This is a genomic window from Dactylosporangium cerinum (assembly GCF_042653625.1).
GTDB classification, from domain to species: domain Bacteria; phylum Actinomycetota; class Actinomycetes; order Mycobacteriales; family Micromonosporaceae; genus Dactylosporangium; species Dactylosporangium cerinum.
This window is the reverse complement of the sequence record NZ_JBHSIU010000130.1, coordinates 917,999-936,406: the sequence shown is the minus strand read 5'-3', so window position 1 is coordinate 936,406 and position 18,408 is coordinate 917,999. Positions and strand designations below refer to the sequence as shown.

Annotated in this window: 10 protein-coding genes and 1 pseudogene; 1 reads left to right on the top strand and 10 read right to left on the bottom strand. The window is 70.3% G+C overall.

Annotated elements, in window-relative coordinates; genetic code table 11:
- Positions 1–260: 260 nt before the first annotated feature.
- From ACFPIJ_RS62085 to ACFPIJ_RS62075, 3 genes and pseudogenes are all read right to left on the bottom strand, one after another.
- Positions 261–446: pseudogene (locus ACFPIJ_RS62085) on the bottom strand (recombinase family protein); the annotation flags it as partial.
- 5 nt (positions 447–451) lie between these two features.
- A complete protein-coding gene (locus tag ACFPIJ_RS62080) occupies positions 452–655 on the bottom strand; it encodes a recombinase family protein (RefSeq protein WP_380129002.1) in 204 nt (67 codons plus the stop codon).
- 198 nt (positions 656–853) lie between these two features.
- Positions 854–1,192: a hypothetical protein gene (locus ACFPIJ_RS62075; RefSeq protein WP_380128946.1), complete on the bottom strand. Its 339-nt coding sequence runs from the start codon at positions 1,190–1,192 to the stop codon at positions 854–856.
- 329 nt (positions 1,193–1,521) lie between these two features.
- Here ACFPIJ_RS62075 and ACFPIJ_RS62070 point away from each other — a divergent pair, with 329 nt between their 5' ends.
- Positions 1,522–2,811, top strand: coding sequence for a ricin-type beta-trefoil lectin domain protein (locus tag ACFPIJ_RS62070; protein WP_380128945.1), 1,290 nt, complete (start codon positions 1,522–1,524; stop codon positions 2,809–2,811).
- Positions 2,812–2,898: 87 nt separating this feature from the next.
- Here the strand turns inward: ACFPIJ_RS62070 and ACFPIJ_RS62065 are convergent, their stop codons facing one another.
- From ACFPIJ_RS62065 to ACFPIJ_RS62035, 7 genes are all read right to left on the bottom strand, one after another.
- The gene (locus tag ACFPIJ_RS62065) at positions 2,899–3,372 is read right to left on the bottom strand and encodes a phage tail protein (protein WP_380128944.1); all 474 of its coding nucleotides are present in this window, start codon (positions 3,370–3,372) and stop codon (positions 2,899–2,901) included.
- Entirely contained in the window at positions 3,353–5,929 is a 2,577-nt protein-coding gene (locus ACFPIJ_RS62060; RefSeq protein WP_380128943.1) for a putative baseplate assembly protein, read from the bottom strand. The genes ACFPIJ_RS62065 and ACFPIJ_RS62060 overlap by 20 nt, the downstream gene beginning before the upstream one ends.
- Positions 5,926–6,780, bottom strand: a complete 855-nt coding sequence (locus ACFPIJ_RS62055; protein WP_380128942.1) for a GPW/gp25 family protein — start codon at positions 6,778–6,780, stop codon at positions 5,926–5,928. The genes ACFPIJ_RS62060 and ACFPIJ_RS62055 overlap by 4 nt, the downstream gene beginning before the upstream one ends.
- The gene (locus tag ACFPIJ_RS62050; protein ID WP_380128941.1) at positions 6,768–7,193 is read right to left on the bottom strand and encodes a hypothetical protein; all 426 of its coding nucleotides are present in this window, start codon (positions 7,191–7,193) and stop codon (positions 6,768–6,770) included. Before ACFPIJ_RS62050 ends, ACFPIJ_RS62055 begins: the two co-directional genes overlap by 13 nt.
- Positions 7,171–7,668, bottom strand: a complete 498-nt coding sequence (locus ACFPIJ_RS62045) for a phage tail protein (protein WP_380128940.1) — start codon at positions 7,666–7,668, stop codon at positions 7,171–7,173. Before ACFPIJ_RS62045 ends, ACFPIJ_RS62050 begins: the two co-directional genes overlap by 23 nt.
- 409 nt (positions 7,669–8,077) lie before the next feature.
- Positions 8,078–11,740, bottom strand: coding sequence for a LamG domain-containing protein (locus ACFPIJ_RS62040; RefSeq protein ID WP_380128939.1), 3,663 nt, complete (start codon positions 11,738–11,740; stop codon positions 8,078–8,080).
- 233 nt (positions 11,741–11,973) lie between these two features.
- A complete protein-coding gene (locus ACFPIJ_RS62035) occupies positions 11,974–18,225 on the bottom strand; it encodes an RHS repeat domain-containing protein (RefSeq protein WP_380128938.1) in 6,252 nt (2,083 codons plus the stop codon).
- Between the last annotated feature and the right edge of the window lie 183 nt (positions 18,226–18,408).

The following is an 18,408-nucleotide window of genomic DNA, read 5'->3' as shown; positions in this document are numbered from 1 at the left end:
CCCCAGTGCGACGTCGTCAACGTCGACCAGAATTTCGTCAGTGCGCCGCTTGTTCCAGATCTGATACCCACCATGTGTGCGAACCCTTCGCCTCGTGGCCGCGCGCTGGAATGACCGTGCTGGCAGCGGTACGCCGGGCGCCCATGCGACCAGCAATATTCCATCCGTCGGCGGCACAGTCCGCATCGCAGCAGGCCGACCAGCTGATATCTCCGGACACCGCCACACGCCGGGACAGGCAACGCAGTGATCTCCTGCGCCGCGATGAAGTCCGCCTCCGACACCAACGCCGCATGAGCCAACTGTTTGGACATCACCCACTCGCTCGTCTTGGCCCACCGCTGCGTCTTGAACGGTCCCGGCAGATGCGCCGGCGTGTGATGCGCGGGCTGCCGGTTCCAGACCTGCCGCCCGGTGTACTTCACGTTCGCCAGGATCGCCTGCACCGTCGTCAATGCCACCCATCCGCGGACCGGTGACGGTTCCGGCCCGGATCGGCCTGCGACGGGCACGGCACCCCGTCCGCGTTCAGCATCGCAGCGATCCGCGACACGCTGCTGCCTCGCAGCCGCTCGGCGAAGATCCGTCGCACTGTCGGCGCGGTGGCTGGATCGACGTCGTACCGCTGCAGACGCCGGCCCCACTTCGCATGCATCGGGTTCGGATGCGGGCCGGCGTCCACGAGCCGGACGGCCGCCGAGGAACCGGCCCTCGTCACGGATCTGCGCCCGCATCGCAGCCAGGGCACGCGAACGCGCCCGCAACACCTCCCGCTTCGACTGCGCCCCGAGCAGCATCAGCAATGCCCGAACTGTGGGTGGCGCGTTGCAGGCTTGAGTGCCTACACGGTTTTTCACCGGTCGTAGGGCGAAGGCCAGATGCCCTCGAGCTCCGTCCGATCCTCGGGGGTGAAGCCCTGGTTCCCTTGGGTTGCCGCCATTGCCGTGTCCCAAAGTCTGCGGCTATCGGAGCGCAGCGTGAGCAGTACTCCCACGGTCCGAACGTCCTCGAGTTCCGGGATCGCATCGAGGAGCTGCTGGTGCCGCAGGCTGATGAAGGTGGCGAAGTATGCGCGGTTCGCCTCGTCGTATCGTGTCGTGGCGGCGAAGATCAGATTCACTCGCCCGACACCGTTGATGTGTCTGAAGTGATCGGCATCCTGCGGCCCGCGTGGCGCCACTGCATTGATCATGGCCGCCGGCGGATCAGTGCTCCCTCGCCAGCCGCGCGACCCGGCACGTGCTAGGACGCCTCGAATCGTTCGTATTTGTCGTCTCTTGCGTGAATTCGTTGCCTGGGCATGGCAGGTTGTTGACAACAAGGTTTCCAGTCAAGCACCATGCTGAGAGCGCTCTCACGTCCGCCACGTGGGGGCTCGAACAGGCATTTCCGCCAATCGCTCCATCTCTGCCCCTGCTCGAGAAGGGCACAATCGCTGTGGAGATCCAACAAGAACGCACACCCCGCATGCCCCGTGGTCGCGCTACGGACCGAGCGCTGTCACGCAGCCTCCGGCGCCTCATGGTCCTCCTCACCGCAGCCGCCGCTGCACTCGTCGGCAGCGCGGTCGTCCAGCAGCAGCCCGCACACGCCGCGTGGAACCTCGTGTGGGCCGACGAGTTCAACGGGTCCGGCGCGCCCAGCAGCGCCAACTGGAACTACAACGTCGGCAACGGCCTCAACCCCGGCCTCAATGCTTTCGACGGCTGGGGCAACGGCGAGTGGGAGTGGTACCGCCCCGAGAACTGCACGCAGTCCGGCGGCAACCTCGTGATGCGCGCCAACTGGCTCACGACGCCCATCACGGTCAACGGCCGCAACTTCTACCAGACGTCGTGCCGCATGACGACGGACACGAAGAGGTCCTTCCAGTACGGCCGCATCGAGGCGCGCATGGCGCTCCCGACCGCCACCGGCTCGTGGCCGGCTTTCTGGATGCTCGGTGACTCGTGCGACGAGACGTCCACGAGCGCCTACAACCCGGCGCAGACCTACTACGACCGCCTGCCCACCAACTGGGCCAGTTGCGGCGAGGTCGACATCATGGAACACGCGAACGCGAACGCGACCGTGACGAACAACATCTTCTGGGATCTCCGGACCGGCGTGTTCCCGTGGACAGCGGGTCAGAACGCCAACTACGTCGCGAACCCCGCCGTCAACAACGCCGCGGCCTTCCACGTCTATGCGATCGAGTGGACGGCCGCGCAGATCCGCTGGTACATCGACGGTGTGCAAACGCACGTGATCGACACGACACCGGCGACCCTGGAGGAGTTCCGCAAGCCGTTCCACGTCATCTTCAACCTGGCGCTGGGCGGCACGTACCCCGGACAGAACCCCGTGCAGGGCCAGTTCCCGCTCACCGCATCGATCGACTACGTGCGCTACTACCAGGACGGGGGCACGACGCCGGGCGGACCCGCGACGCAGATCAACGGGCCGGGCGGCAAGTGCGTGGACGTGGCCGGAAACGACACGGGCGGCAATGGCGCGGCCGTGCAGCTGTGGACGTGCCAGGGGCCTTCTGTGTCGAAGGACCAGCAGTGGAGCTGGGACGGCCAGACCCTGCGGACGTTGGGCCGGTGCCTCGACGTCACCGGCGCGGGCACGGCCAACGGCACGAAGGTGCAGCTCTGGGACTGCAACGGCAGCGGCGCACAGGGCTGGGTCCAGGAAGGGAACCGGTTGCGCAACCCGAACTCCAACAGGTGCCTGGACTCCCCCTCAGGCTCGACAGCGGACGGCGCGCGACTGCAGATCTGGGACTGCAACGGATCGGGCGCACAGTACTTCGTGAAGGCCGCGTGACGGCCGGCCGAAGGGCACGCTGACAGTCAGGGCGCGGGAGCGGACAGGCTCCCGCGCCCTTTCCGCGCGTTCCGGGAGCGGCTCCTTTCAGGGGATCGAGACGGTGACGGCGGCGGGCTTCTCCTCCTGCACCACCAGCCGGATCAGCGGCAGCTGGTCGCGGGCGGCGGCGGGGACCCGCACGACGGCGTGGAACGGCCGGTCGGCGGGCTCCTCGACGGCGAAGCCGGCCACGCCGGTCACCGTCTCCAGCAGCGCGCACAGGCCACCCGCGGTGCCGCGGCCGCGGGCCAGCTCGCCGGCCCGGGCGATGAGGTCGCGCTGCCGGCCGGACGGCAGCGACCGTCCGATGTGGTCCATCGCGACGCACCGCAGCAGGAACGGCAGGAACGCCTCCGGGGTGCGGTACGCGGCGAAGAGGTCGTCCACGGCGGCGAGGCGCCGCTCGATGGGCGCGTGCATGCCCTCCATGACGTCCAGCAGCCCCGCGAGGACGCTGCCGGGCTGCGCGGCGGCCTGGTAGACCGCCGGCAGCAGCCGCTCAATGTCCTGCTGTCGCATCTGCGCGCACCACCTCGACGTCGTGCTCGCCGGAGCAGAGCAGCCAGGTCGGCGGGATCGTCACCGGCTCGCGGGTCTCCCGTTCGGCGGTGAACCGCCATGTCTTCGCGTCGTCGCTGCGGTGCACGCCGCGCGCCCCGCCGGCAAGGACGGTGCCGCCCGCGGTCCCGGCGGCCAGGCACACGACCGGTTCGAAGCGGGTCCGGTCCCGCATCGGCAGGCCACTGTTGACGTTGGCCGCCTCCCACTGCGGGCTCGCCGCGGCCGGGTCCAGCCGCAGCACCCCGGCGCCCTGCGTGGCGGCCAGCAGCGCGCCGCCGGCGAAGTCGAGGTCCCAGCAGGTGCCGCCGGTCCAGCCGGCGGCGAGCTGCTCCCAGCGCACGTCCGCCTCGAACGGCCGGGCCCGGTGGCAACCCTGGCCGGGCCGGTTCGGGTCGGTCTCGCCGGTGCCGATCCACAGCACCGTGTTCGGCCCGTCGTACTGGACCTCGATCGTGCGGGTGTCGACGCCGCGCAGCCCCACGTGCTTGAACGTGCCGGCCGTGCCGCCGTCGGTGGACAGGTACACGCCGTCCTTGGCCTGCGCGGCCAGGGCCACGCCGCGGCTGCCGCGGTCGGAGACGAACGAGCGGACGCCGTAGAAACCGCGGTCCGCGTCGCTCTTGTCCACGAGGACCTGCAGCGGCACCGCGCCGGGTTCGGCGGGCACCTCGAACAGGCCGGTGTCGGTGGCGCACAGCAGCGTCGCGACGCCGGCCCGGTCCACCCAGGCGATGTCGGCGATCGCCGGATCCAGCGCCGCGACCAGCGTCCAGGTCTCGCCGAGGTCGTGGGACACGTACAGGACCCCGGTGCCGTCGGCGGTGCGGGTGGCCGCGGCGACCAGGCCGGGGCGGGCGGTGATCCCCGGCCGGTCCGGTGCCGGCGCGGCGAGCACCCGGCGGACCTCCTCCTGCGGGAACCGCCCGGCCGGTTCCCAGCCGGCGCCGCTGTTGGTGGAGCGGAACACGACCTCGCCGCAGCCCGCGTACCAGGTGCCGGCCTGGAACCGGTCGGCGACCATCGAACGCACCGAGGTGCTCGGAGCCTCGTCGACCACGAACCGGACGTCCTCGACGTAGCGCACGCCGGGGTCCGCGCACTCCAGCATCCGGTAGACGTTGGAGACGCGCAGCGGTTCGCCGAACGACCAGCCGGTCGATGTCGCGGGCGTCGGCAAGGGGCTGATCGTCGCGTACAGCCGGTCGTTGATCCGCTGGCGGACCGCGTCGACGTCCTCGTGCTCGCCGATCACGACCCGGGCCCGGACCGAGACCGGCTTGTAGCGCGCCCACCCGGCCACGACCCTGGTCCCGATGGTCCGCCGGGTGTCGAGATCCTGCTGGGTGTGCAGTCGCACGTCCTCGCGCTGCGCCTGCTGCAGCTGCGCCGCCGGCAGCCGCCAGCCGGGTCGTGACTCGGCGCCGACGTGCGGCACGAGGCCGACCTCCACCTCGCCGGGCTGGGCAAAGGACCACGTGGTGCTGCGGGTGGACGCGGTCGCCCGGGACACCGCCGCCGACGCGGCCGTAGCGAGCAGCTCGAAGTCGCGGGCGGTCACGGCCCGGCGCAGCGCGAAGAACTCCTGCGGGCCGCGGGTCAGCGCGGCGTCGACGGGCTCCAGGTCGCGGCCGCCGGACGCGGGTTGCTCGTTGTCGACCCGGACCCCGGGCACCGGGTCGCGCAACACCGTCACGGTGTGCGCGGCGACGTTGCCGGCCGCGCCGCCGCCGACGCGGTACCACACCCGCACCTCCCGTCCCTCGGCCGGCACCGCGGCGACCGCCGTGCCGGCCGCGTCTGGAGCCGGCGCGAACGTGACCGTGCCGGTGCCGCGGTCCAGCTGGTAGACCCGCGCGTCGGGGCCGAGCCCGGCGAAACCGGCGACCGGCTGCCAGATGACGAACGAACGGCCGTCGTGCTCCCGGACCGAGACGCCGTCGGCGACCTCCCCGGCGAGGACCTGCACGCCGAGTGTCACGTCTGGTGCCACATCGAAGGGCTCGGTCGTCGTCGCGATCGGCGCCCGCGCGGTGCGCAGCACCTGCCCGGGCAGCCCGGTGCCGAGCCCGAGCAGTTCCGCGGCGACCGGCTCGCAGTGATGCGCCCGGACGGTGACCGAGGCCTGCCCGTCGCCGAGGACCACGGACTCCGTGGTCACAAACACCACCGGCTGCGGGTCGGCGCCCTGCGCGGTGGCTGCGGTGCCGGCCGGGATCGTGACGCGGCCCGGGTCGTCGCCGGTGCGGGTGAACGTCAGTTCCGTCCACGCCGCCGCGGGCGCGCGCCGGGTGACGCCGAGCAGGTTCAGGAACTCGAGGTAGGCCTTGTCCGGCACGCGGTTCGCGCGGTGCAGCAGGACCTCGGTGAGATGCGCGAACGCCTCGATGAGGGTGATGCCGGGGTCGTGCGCCGACAGGTCGGTCCACTCGGGGCAGGTGCGGGCGATGCGGTCGCGGGCCTCGCGGACGAGGTCGGCGAACGTGCGGTCGTCGAGGTTGGGGATCGGCAGGGTCATGACGGGCTCCTGTCGGCCGCGGGACCGAGGTCCAGCGGGATGTCGAGGACGGCGGTGGTGCTGGTGGCGCGGACCCGGTACCGCAGCTGGATGGTGAGCCGGGTCGCCACGTCCGGGTCGGCGGCGGCGTCCAGCGACACGATCTCCGCGCGCGGCTCCCACCGCTGGACCGCCTGCCGGACGTAGTGCACGGCCAGGCCGGCGGTGGTGTGGTTGTTCGGGGCGGACCGCAGCCGGTTGAGGTGGCAGCCGTACCGGGGGCGCATCAGCCGCTCGCCGGGCGTGGTGGCGAGCAGCAGCTGCAAGGCCTGCCGGACCGCCGCGTCACCGTCCACCGTGGACAGCGACCCGGCCGAGGTGAGCGCGGGGAAGAAGCGGATCGCGGTGCCGGGCGTCTGCACCGCGCCGGCGCGGGCGTGCTCCGGCTCGTCGACCCGCACCAGTTTCAGCCGCAGCCACGACCGGCCGGGCACGCCCGTCGGCCCGAAGGCGTCGAACCGCTCGGCGATCGCGGAAATGACCCCCGGCACGTTCCATGACCGGCCCCACACCAGGCGCACGAGCGGCGGACGGGCCGTGCCGTGCTCCTCCGCGGCGTTCTCCGCCAGGTTCCACAGTTTCGCCGTCAGGTGCCGCACGTCCTGCGGCGGCACGCGCGACCCAGCCAGCGCGACGTCGAACAGCAGGTCCAGCAGCAGCTCGGTGCGCCCCCCGCCGGTGAACCGCACCGCGTCGTCGCCGGTGTCGGAGGCCCTGATCCCGGCGAGTCGTTTGACGTCAAACGTCTCGGGGTTGAGCAGGCAGTCGATCCGCTCGCCGGTGGCGTCGACGATGAACGCTACGCGTTCCATGGCAGTCCTCGCTGTTCCTCATCGAGCCGGTGCATCTGGTTGTCGGCGTCCGGTCGGGACGTGACCCGCCACTGCACGGTGTCGTCGGGCAGGGTCGGCCAGCGGTCCGGTTCGACGGCCGGCTCCGGCGCTGCGCGTTTCACCACGGCAGGTGTACGACGCCCTCCGGGCCGGGCGCCCTCCTGCAGCGGCGCTTCCGTTGCGGGCCGGTGCGGTGCGGGCTCCCATGCGATGCGGGCGGCATCCGGCAGGTCCGGCCACCGCAGCCGCACCGGTGTGAGCCGGCGGATCGCGGAATCCGCGCTCAGCAGGTGTGGCGCGCCCTGCCGGACGAGCCGCAGCCAGTGCGCCGGCGCCCCCGGCACGACCCGTTCCCCGGCGCCGACGGCGTCACGCAGCCGCCGTGCTGCCACCGCCGGCCTCCCGCTGCAGGCCCTCGTGCGCGAGCACCAGGGTCTCAATGGCCACTTCGCGGCTCATGGCGTCCAGGGGCGCGCCGTACCACTCCTGCGGCCAGGCGTTGATCAGGTTCCAACGCAGGACCTCGGTGACCCCGGCGGCGTCGAGCATGACGATGGAGACGTTGCGGCGGCTGACGTTGCCGTCCACGGCGCTCATCAGCCAGTTCCACAGGTCCTGGGAGCTGGTCAGGCCGAAGCGCAGCGTCACCGGCGGATACGTGACCCGCCCGGGGAGGGCGTGCACGACGCTGCTGTTGCCGGCCTCCCGGTAGGAGATCCGCTCGACCTTGACACCGAGCCCGGCCACCTCGGTGAAGTGGCCCTCGGTCACGTTGCTGATGATGAGCTTGAAGTTGTACGCGCGGTACGGGTCGGCCACGGTGCCGGGCTGGACCGGCGGTGTGGGGGGCTTGGCGGATGCGGGCATCGAGGAACTCCCTTACTGCGCGGGTGGGCGCCGGTTGGTGTCCGGTGCAAGCAGGACAGCCGGCGGGCGCGACAAAATACCGGTAGGCGTGTCGCCTACCGGACATGAGGGAGAAAGCCAGGGCGCCCGCCGCGCACCTTGGACCTCATCGACATCGGGGCTGCCTCGGGCGAGGGAGCCGGTTCCTGGTTGTCCGGCAACGACCGTGGCCACACCCTCGAATTGCGCGGTGCCACAACGACGACAAGCCCAGGTTCCACATCACGCCGCCGACGCTGCCGGACTGCAGGGAACCGCCCACGCCGTGCATGTACCTGAGTGTCTGGATGGTTCGGAACCACGGCGCCGAACGGTGACGCGCGGGCCCGCCGGTTGCTCCGGCGGGCCCGCGCGCTCGGGGTGAGGAGGGTCAGATGCCGGTATAGTTGTTCGCGATCTCCCGGTCGTTGAGGATGCCCTGGTACGCGTGGACCTCGTCGATGGCCCCGCCGAAGAGCGAGGGGTTCGTGGCCGAGCGTGTGCCGATCATGAGGCTGAGCGACGGTGCGACGCCGGCCGAGCCGTGGCCGGTCGACGCCTGCCGCACGCCGTTGACGTAGAGCTGCACGTCGCCGGTCGCCGCGTTGAACACGCCCGCGAGGTGGACCCACTCCCCCGCCGTGGCCACGACGTCGGAGAGCGACTCGATGCTGATGTAGCCGCCGGAGCCGTCGGGCTTGCGCACGTTGAGGCTCCACTTGTGATCCGCGCCGCGGTTGTACAGGTGGACATTGTTCTGGCTGAGGACCTGCTGGTCGGTGCTCTTGATCGCGTCGAGCTTGACCCAGGCGGTGACCGTGACCGACTGGTCGGTGCGCAGGACCGGCCGCTCGACGTCGTCGGTGGTGGCCCAGGTGCCCTTGTCGTCGCGGGTGGAGACGTAGCCGGCGGTGCCGTCGAGCTGGACGCCGCCGTTGCCGTCGTGGGAGTCGTTCGTCAGCCACGCCGGCGTGGTCGCCGGGTCGCCGCTCCAGGACGGGTCGAGGGTCCAGTTCGGCGTGAGCGTCGCCTTGCGGCCGAACACCGAGCTGTCCGGGGTGTCGCCGCAGTAGCACTCCCCGTCGGGGAACTGCCACGAGCCGACCTCGAGGGGACGGGTCAGGCCGGTCTGTGCGGTGACACCGGTTGCCGGGTTGGCGTTGGCACCGGTGATGTCCTCGGCGACCAGCGCCCGGCTCCAGATCCGGGCGTCCGCGATCTGCCCGCTGAAGCGGCCCGCGTCGGTGCCGGTGGAGGAGCGGTAGCGGCCCAGGACGATGGGGCCGCTCCCACCCAGGGACGCGTCGTGCTGCAACACCCACCCGCTCGACGGGGTGCTGGTGTCGGCCAACGTGCCGTCCACCCAGGTGTTGATCTTGTTCTGTGCCTTGTCGTACGAGACGACCACCAGGGTCCATCGGCCCGGCGCCGCGGTGCCGTCAGCCGTCGACACGCTGGTGAGCGTCGGCGAGCTCGCGGCCGGGTCGGCGACGATGTCGAACTCCCACCGCAGTTTGACGCAGTCGAAGGTGAGCTTGAAGGCGCTGGCCTTCCCCGAGGGCCCGTCCATCGACATGACGCCGTACTCGATGCCGGACGCGCACAGTGACGGCGTCGCCCGGGACCACACCGCGATGCTGAACGAACCGGCGGTGCTCACCCCGGGCACCGACTGGCTGGCCTGGCCCGTGCCGTTGAACGTCGCCGCGTCGGCGCCGATGTACCGGGCGTCGGGCGTCCAGGTGACGCCGGAGGTGGTCAGGGACGATCCGGAGACACTGTCGGTGAAGCCGTGGTTGTCGATGCTGTCCAGGGGCCAGTGCGCCGCCGGCACCGACGGCGCGGCGACCAGGATGTTGTGGACGGTGGTCGGGCTGGACAGGCCGCCCGTGTCGACGCTGTACACGGTCAGCTTGTTGATGCCGTAGTGCGGCGGGGTCAGCATGATGGTCGCCGTGGCGGTGCCCGCCGTCACGGTCGCCGTGGCCGACGGCGCGTCCCAGCCGTAGACGTACTTGACGACGTCCAGCCCGGCGGGGCCCGCGGGTTCCTTGAACACGAAGCCGCCGCTGATGCCCGGCCCGCCCTTCGGCGTGCAGGCGCCGATGTTGCCCGGGTCGCAGGCGGTGTACACGGGCGACGATCCCGACGCCGTCGGCGTCACGACCGGCGCGGGCGGCGCGGTGGTGTTGACCCTGAACGTGCACCACGGCGACCACGGCGAGTAGTCGGTGCCGTCGTTGGTCCGCACCCGGAACTGGTACTGCTTGCCTTCGGCCGCGCTGCCGAGGTTGATCGGCAGCGCGGCGTTGTTGTTGGCCGGCTTGGTCGGGCCGAACGCGCTCATCACCGTGCCGGACGGCAGCTCCTGCCACTCGAAGGCGGAGGTCAGGGTGTCGGCGGTGTCGGCGTCGACGAGCTGAGCCTGCAGGGTGGGGGTGGTGGTGCCGATGACGCCGCCGCAGGCGACCTGACCCTGGTGCGGTGACAGGTTCGCCGGCGCACCGGGCACGGTGTTGTAGGTGACGCTCATGGTGGTGCGGTAGTCGACGTAGAACTTCTTCCACCGGTCGCCGGCGGACTCGTTGGCGCCGTTGCTGTCGCAGGCGCACAGCCCGACGGTGTAGGTGTCCCAGTTGCCGTTGGCGGCGATCTGGACGTCGTCGCGCATGGCGACGTTGCCGCCGAACGTCATGAGCATGTCCGGCTGGCCGGTGCCGCAGCCGCCGGCCTTGTTCGCGTGGCCCTGCGCCGAACCCAGATAGGTCGCGTTCGCGCCGAGAGGCCTGGTGCCCCAGTTCATCCGCCCGGCGTTGCCGACGGTGATGCCGGCGGTGCGGAACAGACTCGTCCAGGTGTCGGCGCACGAGAACGAATGCCAGAGCTCGATGGAGAACGACGCCGCGGTGACGTGCTTGCCCTTGTAGGTCTGGCCGCCGTACGTGGTCGGGAACTCGAAGAAGCCGCGGTACAGCTTGGCGTCACCGCCGAATTCCGGCGGGTTGTAGCCGACGCGGGCCTTGTCGTACGGGCCGTAGTCGGAGTCCTGGGACCGCGAGTACGCCCACCGCGTCTCCACCGGTCCGATCTGCGGGTCGATGAACAGCGGGTACACGGCGGTCGGGCTGCGCAGCAACGCCATGTCCGGGCGCAGCAGCATACTGCGGCCGTCAGCGGCGGCGGAGACCGCGATGGGCGCGGAGCGGGCCGTCACGCCGGGGCCGTGTTCGGTCGACACCAGCGCGGGCGCCGGTGCCTGCCGCAACGCCGACAGGGTCGCCGCGTCGACCTTGATCTCGCCGCCAGCGCCGGGGTTGACGGTGGAGTCCCACATGGACGCCTCGGACGCGACCGCGACCGTGCGACCCGTCGTGTCGCGGAACGCGACGCGACCGCCGGCTCCGGTGCGGGCGAGCGTGTCGCCGCCGAGGTCGTACCGGATGCCGGCCAGGTCCGGGTTCGCCGCCGCGGCAGCGGTCTTCACGACCAGGACGTGGGTGAACCCGGTCGCGGTGGCCGTGGCGCGCAGGTCGATGTCGGGCAGCACGTCGCGGTACACCGCGGAAGACCCGTCGATCACCGGCCTCGGCAGCGTCACCGGCAGCGCCAGGGACAGCGTCGCCCCGGCCGCGCGGTAGGTGACGAACGGACCCTTGCCGCCGGCGGAGAACACCACGTCCGCGACCGACGCGGCGGGCGCGAGCGAGCCATCGGTGCGGGCGCGGAGGCTGGTGTCGACCGGCGTCCACGTCTTGTCGGCGCGACGCACCCGGGCCGGGACCGCGCTGGATGTGAACGTCGTCGTCCCGTCCGGGTTCGCGAACACCTGCGTGTACTCACTGCGCCCCGCCGACACCTCCACCCGGCCGGCGCACGCCTTCGCCGCCGCACCGGCGGACCACTCATCCGGCCGCTCGGCGACGCACGGCACCGGGACCGGCGCCGCCGACGCCGGAGCAGCCGCCGCACCGCCCGCCACCAGCACGCCGGCGAACACCGTCAACGCGACGGAACTCTTCGTCCACGCGCTGCGCCCGGATCTGGACACGATCACGGTGAATCCCCGTTTCGCTCGTTTGCTCAGAATTGACGCCCGACCGTAAATTCCGCCGCTTTCCGTTCGCCCTCAATCGGCTATCAGGCCGAAAAGCGCCGGGAAGCTGCGTTTTCGGGCCGCCCCCGGCAATGCCGGAGCGACCCGAACCCATCGACTTCGAACGTCACTGCAGTGGGACGTCCGTTACGCCGCCCGGAAGGCACGCAAAGCACCTTCCGGGCGGTGCACAGCTACCCGAGCTGGTCGAGGACGCCGTTCGCGACGCTGTTCTGGTTGTAGTTAGTGGGCGCCTTGGTGTCCGGGAGGACGGAAGTCCGGTCGCCGACGAAGCGCACGTTCATCCGTATCGCCGTTCCGACCACGACAGGCTTGCCGTTCACCTTCTTGACGATGTTGACCTCCTGCCACTTCACCTCGACCTTCGGGACGACGTAGATCTGCTCGCCCACCTTGACGTCCATGTCGGCGCCGACCGACCACTCGTACGATTCCTGCTGGTTGTAGGTGTACGTGAAGGAAACGCTTCCTCCACCCAGCGTGCCGGCAAGCGAGACCTCGGTGGTCCCCGACATCTCCTTGCTCGCCGACTGCCCCTTCAACTCGCTGACCGTCACGGTGGTGTCCCGGTTGTAGCTCTTGGGCATCGTCAGCGCGATGTCCTCGAGGTACATGGGTGGCAGGACCTCCTCTTCGCCGGTGGGCACCTCTGTCCACCCCAGGGGCAGTTTGGACCGGTCGCACTTGGCTACGCCGCAGCCTCCGGCCACCGGGTTCATGGCCCCTGCGGCCTTCTTCGCCTGTTCGTACTTCCAGTTGCGGGCCAGGGCGCACTTCTTGTTGCAGGGCTTCTTGACGTCGTTGACGGTGTCCCAGAAATCGTTGCGAAGCTTCGCCTGGCCCTCCGCGGTTGCCTGTGCCCAGTTCGACATGCACGCGCCGGTGCACTCATTGTCCGGTCGCATGCCGCTGGGGTCGGACGAGCTCACCGGTGTGTTGTTTGCGTACCCGTAGCCGTTCATGCTCGCCGGATCCGACGGCACGAAGGCTGGGTCGACGGAGACAAACCGGCCGGCGGCCGCGTCGTACTCCCGGGCACCGATGTGGGTCAGACCGGTGGCGTCACGATCGCCGCCGATGAAACCCTTACCGTTCGGCCAGGCGGGCGACGCGCCGCGCAGCGCGCCGTAGGGGTTCTGTCGGCGGACGGTCACCGCCTGGGTGCCGGCGGTCACGGCAACGCTCTGCGTGTTCTGGTTGTCGCTGACCAACCACGTCACGGCGCCGCCGGTGGTGGTCGTGGCGACCGTCTGCCCACCCCAGTCGAAGTGGCGGCTCGCGGTCGCCGAACCGTTGGACTTGACCCGGCGGATCTCCATGTTGGAGAGGAACAGGGTCATGTTGGCCGGGTCCTCGGCGGCCAGCCTGATGCCGTTGGCGGCATAGGTGTAGGTGTTGAGGCCGGAGCTGCCGGTCACGGTCGCGAGACGACCCTCGGCGTCCCAGCTCAGCTCCTGACTGCTGGTGCCGGTCGGGCAGGAGTTGGCTCCGGTGCCGGCCGGGCGGCAGGTGGTGTTGCCGAGGTTGTCGTACTGGTAGTTGAGCGTGGTCGACCCGGTCGTGATCGAGCTGACCGTGTGCGGCTTGGCACTGCCCGCCGCCGGATAGTTGTAGTTGGTGGTCGTGTTCCCGGCCGCCGTGTGCGCGGTCTCGGTCTTGCGGCTGCCGGCAGCGTCGAACGTCCACGACTGCCAGTAGGGTTCCGGGCCGCCGAGCGCGGACGCGGACCGGGTTGCCGGGTCGCAGTCGCCGTTGGACGGGGTCCACGCCTCGCTCAGACGGGCCGCGTAGTCGTAGGCGAAGCACTGCTTGTCGGCGCCGGACGCCTTGCTGATGATGCCGCCGTCCTGGTCGTACGTGTAGTGCGTGTCGTCGACGGCCTGCGGCGCGAGCTGCCGGATGGTGACGGCGTCCTTGAGGTTGCGGGTGACGTCGTCGAAGGCGAACGAGCGTTGGAGGAAGTTGCCCGATGCCTGCTTGTACTCCACGAACGTCATCTCGCCGTACTCGGTGTAGTCGGTGTTGTTGACGTACGTGCCCTGGCCGTTGTTGGTCTGCAACTGCTCCGGCAGGCCTGTCGCGGCGTCGTAGGTGTACGTGATGGTCTCGGCGCTGAGACCGCCGCCCGGCGGGTAGGTGACGGTCGCGGGCGACCCGTCGACCCGGTAGGTACGGCTCACGGTGTACGTGGTGGCCGTCCCGCCCGCCAGCGACGCCGGGACGATGTAGTCCTCGCCGGTGGCCTGGTAGGTCGGCGTGTAGGAGCGGAACTTGACCTTGTACTCCTCGCCGCTGGGGAGCCAGCGGCTGGTGGAGGCGAGCTGGCCCTTGAACCCGACCGGGTCCCAGGCCCACGTGGCGAGCTTGTTCGCCGGCGCCACCGAGCCGTTGTACAGGCCGATCTTGCGGCCGAGCGTGTCGTACTCGTACACCGTGGTCACGTTGCGGTCGTCCTTGACCGTGGCGGCCTCGCCGTATGTGTTGTACGTGGTGAAGACGTCACCCTTGTCCGGGTCGTGGACCTTGGTCTGGTGCCCGAGCAGGTCGAACGTGTAGGTCCAGGCGTTGCCGGCGTTGTCAGTGACCGTGTCCTGGTTGCCCTTGCGGTCGAAGTGGTACTGGGTCAGGTCGTAGGTGCTGCGGGTGTTGGAGCCGACGGAGGCGGCGTCGTGGTACTGCCGCAGTTCCACCGTGCGGCCGTGGCCGTCGATCACGGTCATCGAGGCCCGCCCGGTCGGCTGGATGACGCTGACCCGGTCACCGCCGTAGATGTTCGTGGTGCGGTGCAGTTCCGAGCCGACGGACTTGGCCACCGTCGCGGTGACCCGGCCGGCCCGGTCGTAAAGACTGACCGTCTGCGTCTTCGGCTGCCAGTCAGCGATGGTGGACAGGGTCGTGCCGGGCTGCACGAGGTTGTCGTAGTGCTTGGACTCGCTCGCCACGCGGCCCTTGTCGTCGTACTTCGTCTCGGTGAACACGGTGCCGACGTTGCCGGTGGCCTGCGACTTCACCTGCGTCTGCCGGGACCGCAGCAGCCCGTCGTACAGCTGGTACGAGGTGGTGTACTGCGGGTTGGTGGCGGTTGCCGCGTTCAGCGTGGTGGTGGTGACCGCGTTGACGCCGCCGGAGTTGCGGATGGTGTAGTCGTAGGTGGTGCTCGGCGAGTTCGGGTAAGCGGACTTGAGCCGGTTGGGCGACCACACCTGCCGGGTCCGGCCCAGGGCGTCGAGGGTGCCCTCGGTGCGCTTGCCGTTCTGGTCCACGATCACGGTCTTGGTGCCCCAGGACGGCTCGACGGTCGTGGTGGTGGTGCCCAGCGCCGTCGTGGTCTCGACCTTGGTCACCGGCCCGCCGGTGCTGGGCGTGTAGACGGTCGTCTGGTGGTTGCCCCGGATGTCGGTGGCGTCCGTGGCGCGGCCGTAGACGTCGTACACCGAGGTCGAGGTCTGCTTCCAGACCGAGCCACCGGGCGAAACCCAGTCCATGGCGACCTCTGTGGCCGTGACCGCGCCCTTGGTCGGCATGGCACCGAAGGCAAGCCCGTCGAAGCTGGTCCGGCTGTCGGAGATGACGTCGTCTTTGCTGGTCGGGTTGGCCGAGCAGCGCAGTGCGTACGTCTCGACCCGGCCGACCGGGTTCAGCAGGTTGATGCCGGTGTTGCGGTTGTAGGTGGTGCGCGCGCACGACTCGTCGCCAGTGACCGCCACGTCGCCCTGGTCATCGACCTCGGTCTGCATGCCGTAGGAGTCGACGGACTCGTCGCTGCGAACGACCCGCCAGCCGCCCGCGGCCAGCTTCGTACCGGTCCAGGTCGTCTTGTTCGCCTGGTGCCGCGCGTAGACGACGGTCTGGCCCATGTTGCGGGTCGAGGTGGCCGCCGACTGCCACGGCTCGTTGACCGTCCGCGACAGCGGGGCCGTCTCGACGCCGTCGAACAGCATCGTCTGGCGTACCTGGCCCGAGTAGACGTCCTCGTCGTTGACCGCCGGCGCGTCGGCCGTGTCCGCGGTGTCGCCGTCACCGTTGCCGTCGACCGCCGCCAGGGTGACCGTGCGGGTGCTGCCGGAGCCGTTGAGGTCGCCGTGCATGCCGCGGAAGTACGTCGACTCGCTGAGGGTCTCCGAGCCGCTGCCCGGGTCGCCGACGCGCGTGTTGACCTGCGAGTAGCCGCGGAAGTCCGACCACGTGCGCAGGTTGTCCTTGGTGAGGCCGTCGTCGTCGGTGTGCCGCCACGCCGGGTCGCCGACGTACTCGTAGGAGGTCACGACGTCGGGGCTGTTGCCGGTCCGGTCGGCGGTGGTGACCCGGTCGGTCAGGTACTTGTGGAAGTACTCGGTCTTGATCGACTTGTTGGGCTGCTCCTCCAGGACCGGGTAGCAGCGCAGGTTGTTCGCCTGCGGCGAGGCGGGCATGCGGGTGCCGGGGATGCAGTCCGGCCCGGTGTAGCGAACGTCGACCTTTGCACCGGTGTCGGTCCAGATGGTCGAGATCCGCATCCAGTTCATCGGGAACTTGCCGTCGGTGACGGTGTCGACGCGGTTGGGCATCTGCACCCAGTCGAAGTTCGTCTCCGGCAGCGCGATCGCACCCCCGATGACTGCCGGCCCGGTCGCCTTGCCGGTGTGCACGATGGACTCGAGCCACAGCCCCGCGCGGGTGCCGTCGCCAGGGTCGGGGAAGTTGTGGGTCAGCGCCCACTGGTCGACGTCCTTGTAGCCCGTGCCGTTCCACACCTTCGTCGTCACCGAGGCCAGACGCTTGGTCGTCCAGAACGTCGGTGCGAGCTTGTCGGTGCAGGGCGACGCGGCGCAGCTCTGGTCCCACGGCGTGTCCGGCCAGTGCGCGGCGTCGTGGGTGGCGCAGGACGACAGGCACCGGTCCTGCGGGTCGAACACGACCCGCATCGGCGCGGCCGTCGAGGTGTTCGCGGTGTCGGTGCCGGAACGGTTGTCGGTGCCGTAGTCGATGTGGTCGAGGTAGCCGCCGCGCACGTAGGACTGGACGTCGGTGGCGCTGTTGTTGCGGCCGTAGAGGTTGGTCTCGGCGCCGTAGTACAGCGACATCGTGTTGCCGTGCAGGTCCACGACGTAGTCAAGGTTCCAGCGCCACGCCTGGTTGCAGAACGAGCCGGTGAACGTCGCGGCGTGGCACGGCTCGTTGGCGTTGTTGCCGGCCACCGGCGCCGTCCACGTCGAGCTGGTGGTCTTGTCCGCCGGCGCGGTGCCCGTGTACCCGGGCAGCCGGTTGCGACCGAAGAAGTACTGGGTGCCGTTGGCGGTGGTGACCTTCCAGTACTCGTTGTCGTTGTCGCCGTTGACCGTGTCCGTCCGCCGCTCGATGGTCGTGTTGTCGTCGTTCTTCAGCCGCCACACGCCCGTGGTGTCGTCCTTGACGAGCTCACCCGACGAGCTGTTGAGCGAGAGGGTGGCGTTGTCGGTGCCCCAGCACTGGTCGCCGGTGTCGCTCGTGTTGTTGGCGCCGTTGCCCTTGTCGTCCGAGCAGGACTTGTAGCGCCGCTCGATGTATCCGGGCCACCACTCGAAGCCCTCGCCCACCCACGACGGTTGGTTGTTCGTCGTCTCGCTGTGTCCGTCGACCGACGCCGACGAGTACGCCAGCGCCACAGCCGGCGACGGGCCGCCCAGCGACGGCGGCGTCGTCATCGGGTAGCTCCAGGTGAACGCGCCCGAGTTGCTGCCCGCCGTCCACGTCGAGGACGCCGACAGCGAGGTGGCCTTGAAGTCGCCCGCGCTGCCCGAGGAGCCGGCCGTCAGGGCCATCAGCGTGCTCGTGCCGCGGACCGTCACGTCGGCGGTGACCTGCTGCTGCGCCGGGTCGTTGCGCGAGGCGACCGGGACCGCGCGGCAGGCGGCCTCGCCCGGCGTGGTCAGCGCGCACGCCGGCAGCTCGACCAGGCGCAGGCGCGACGCCCAGTCGCCGCCGTACGCCTTGGCGAACCCGGCGTAGTCCACCGTGATCGCGGCCTCGCCGGCCGCCGACTCGCCGTCGGCCCGGACCACGTCGAAAACCACGCCGGCGCGCAGTCCCGAGGGGACCGCGGCGCGATCGTGCACGTTCACGCGCACCTTCGAGGCGCGTGCGGCCTTGCCACCGGCGGCCGCGCCCACCCACACCGGCAGCGAGCCGACGCGGGTCCGGGTGACCGTCTTCGACGTCTGCGCGTCGAGGCTCCGCACCGTCGGCACCGCGGCCTCGCCCGAGCCTGCGGGCCACGTCACCGGGGTTGCCTTCGGCGCACCGGCGCCCTGCGAGAGGTCATTGGGCCGGGTCTGCGGCACCACCGCCCGGCCGTGGATCGGCGTCACGTGCTGACCCGACAACGTCTCCGGCTTGGCCGGGGCCGCCGATGCGGCTCCCGCGACCTGTAGGCCGGCTATCACGAACAGGGTCGCGGTCAGGGCCATCGCCCTCACCCGACCACGCAGACCAGACATGTGCACTCCCCGTAAAAGGCGGTCATCAATGACCACATGTATCTGTCGCGTCCCACGGACATGCGATTCGTACGGGGTGACACGACGCCGTGAACCCCATCAATGAATCGACACGCCGCCAAACGGTAAGGCCGATTCAGCCGCGACGCAACA

Coding starts and splice junctions, on each gene's coding strand:
- ACFPIJ_RS62045 (WP_380128940.1), bottom strand. CDS start 7,668: ATGCCCGCATCCGCCAAGCCCCCCACACCGCCGGTCCAGCCCGGCACC.
- ACFPIJ_RS62080 (WP_380129002.1), bottom strand. CDS start 655: ATGCATGCGAAGTGGGGCCGGCGTCTGCAGCGGTACGACGTCGATCCA.
- ACFPIJ_RS62035 (WP_380128938.1), bottom strand. CDS start 18,225: ATGGCCCTGACCGCGACCCTGTTCGTGATAGCCGGCCTACAGGTCGCG.
- ACFPIJ_RS62065 (WP_380128944.1), bottom strand. CDS start 3,372: ATGCGACAGCAGGACATTGAGCGGCTGCTGCCGGCGGTCTACCAGGCC.
- ACFPIJ_RS62075 (WP_380128946.1), bottom strand. CDS start 1,192: ATGATCAATGCAGTGGCGCCACGCGGGCCGCAGGATGCCGATCACTTC.
- ACFPIJ_RS62060 (WP_380128943.1), bottom strand. CDS start 5,929: ATGACCCTGCCGATCCCCAACCTCGACGACCGCACGTTCGCCGACCTC.
- ACFPIJ_RS62070 (WP_380128945.1), top strand. CDS start 1,522: ATGGTCCTCCTCACCGCAGCCGCCGCTGCACTCGTCGGCAGCGCGGTC.
- ACFPIJ_RS62055 (WP_380128942.1), bottom strand. CDS start 6,780: ATGGAACGCGTAGCGTTCATCGTCGACGCCACCGGCGAGCGGATCGAC.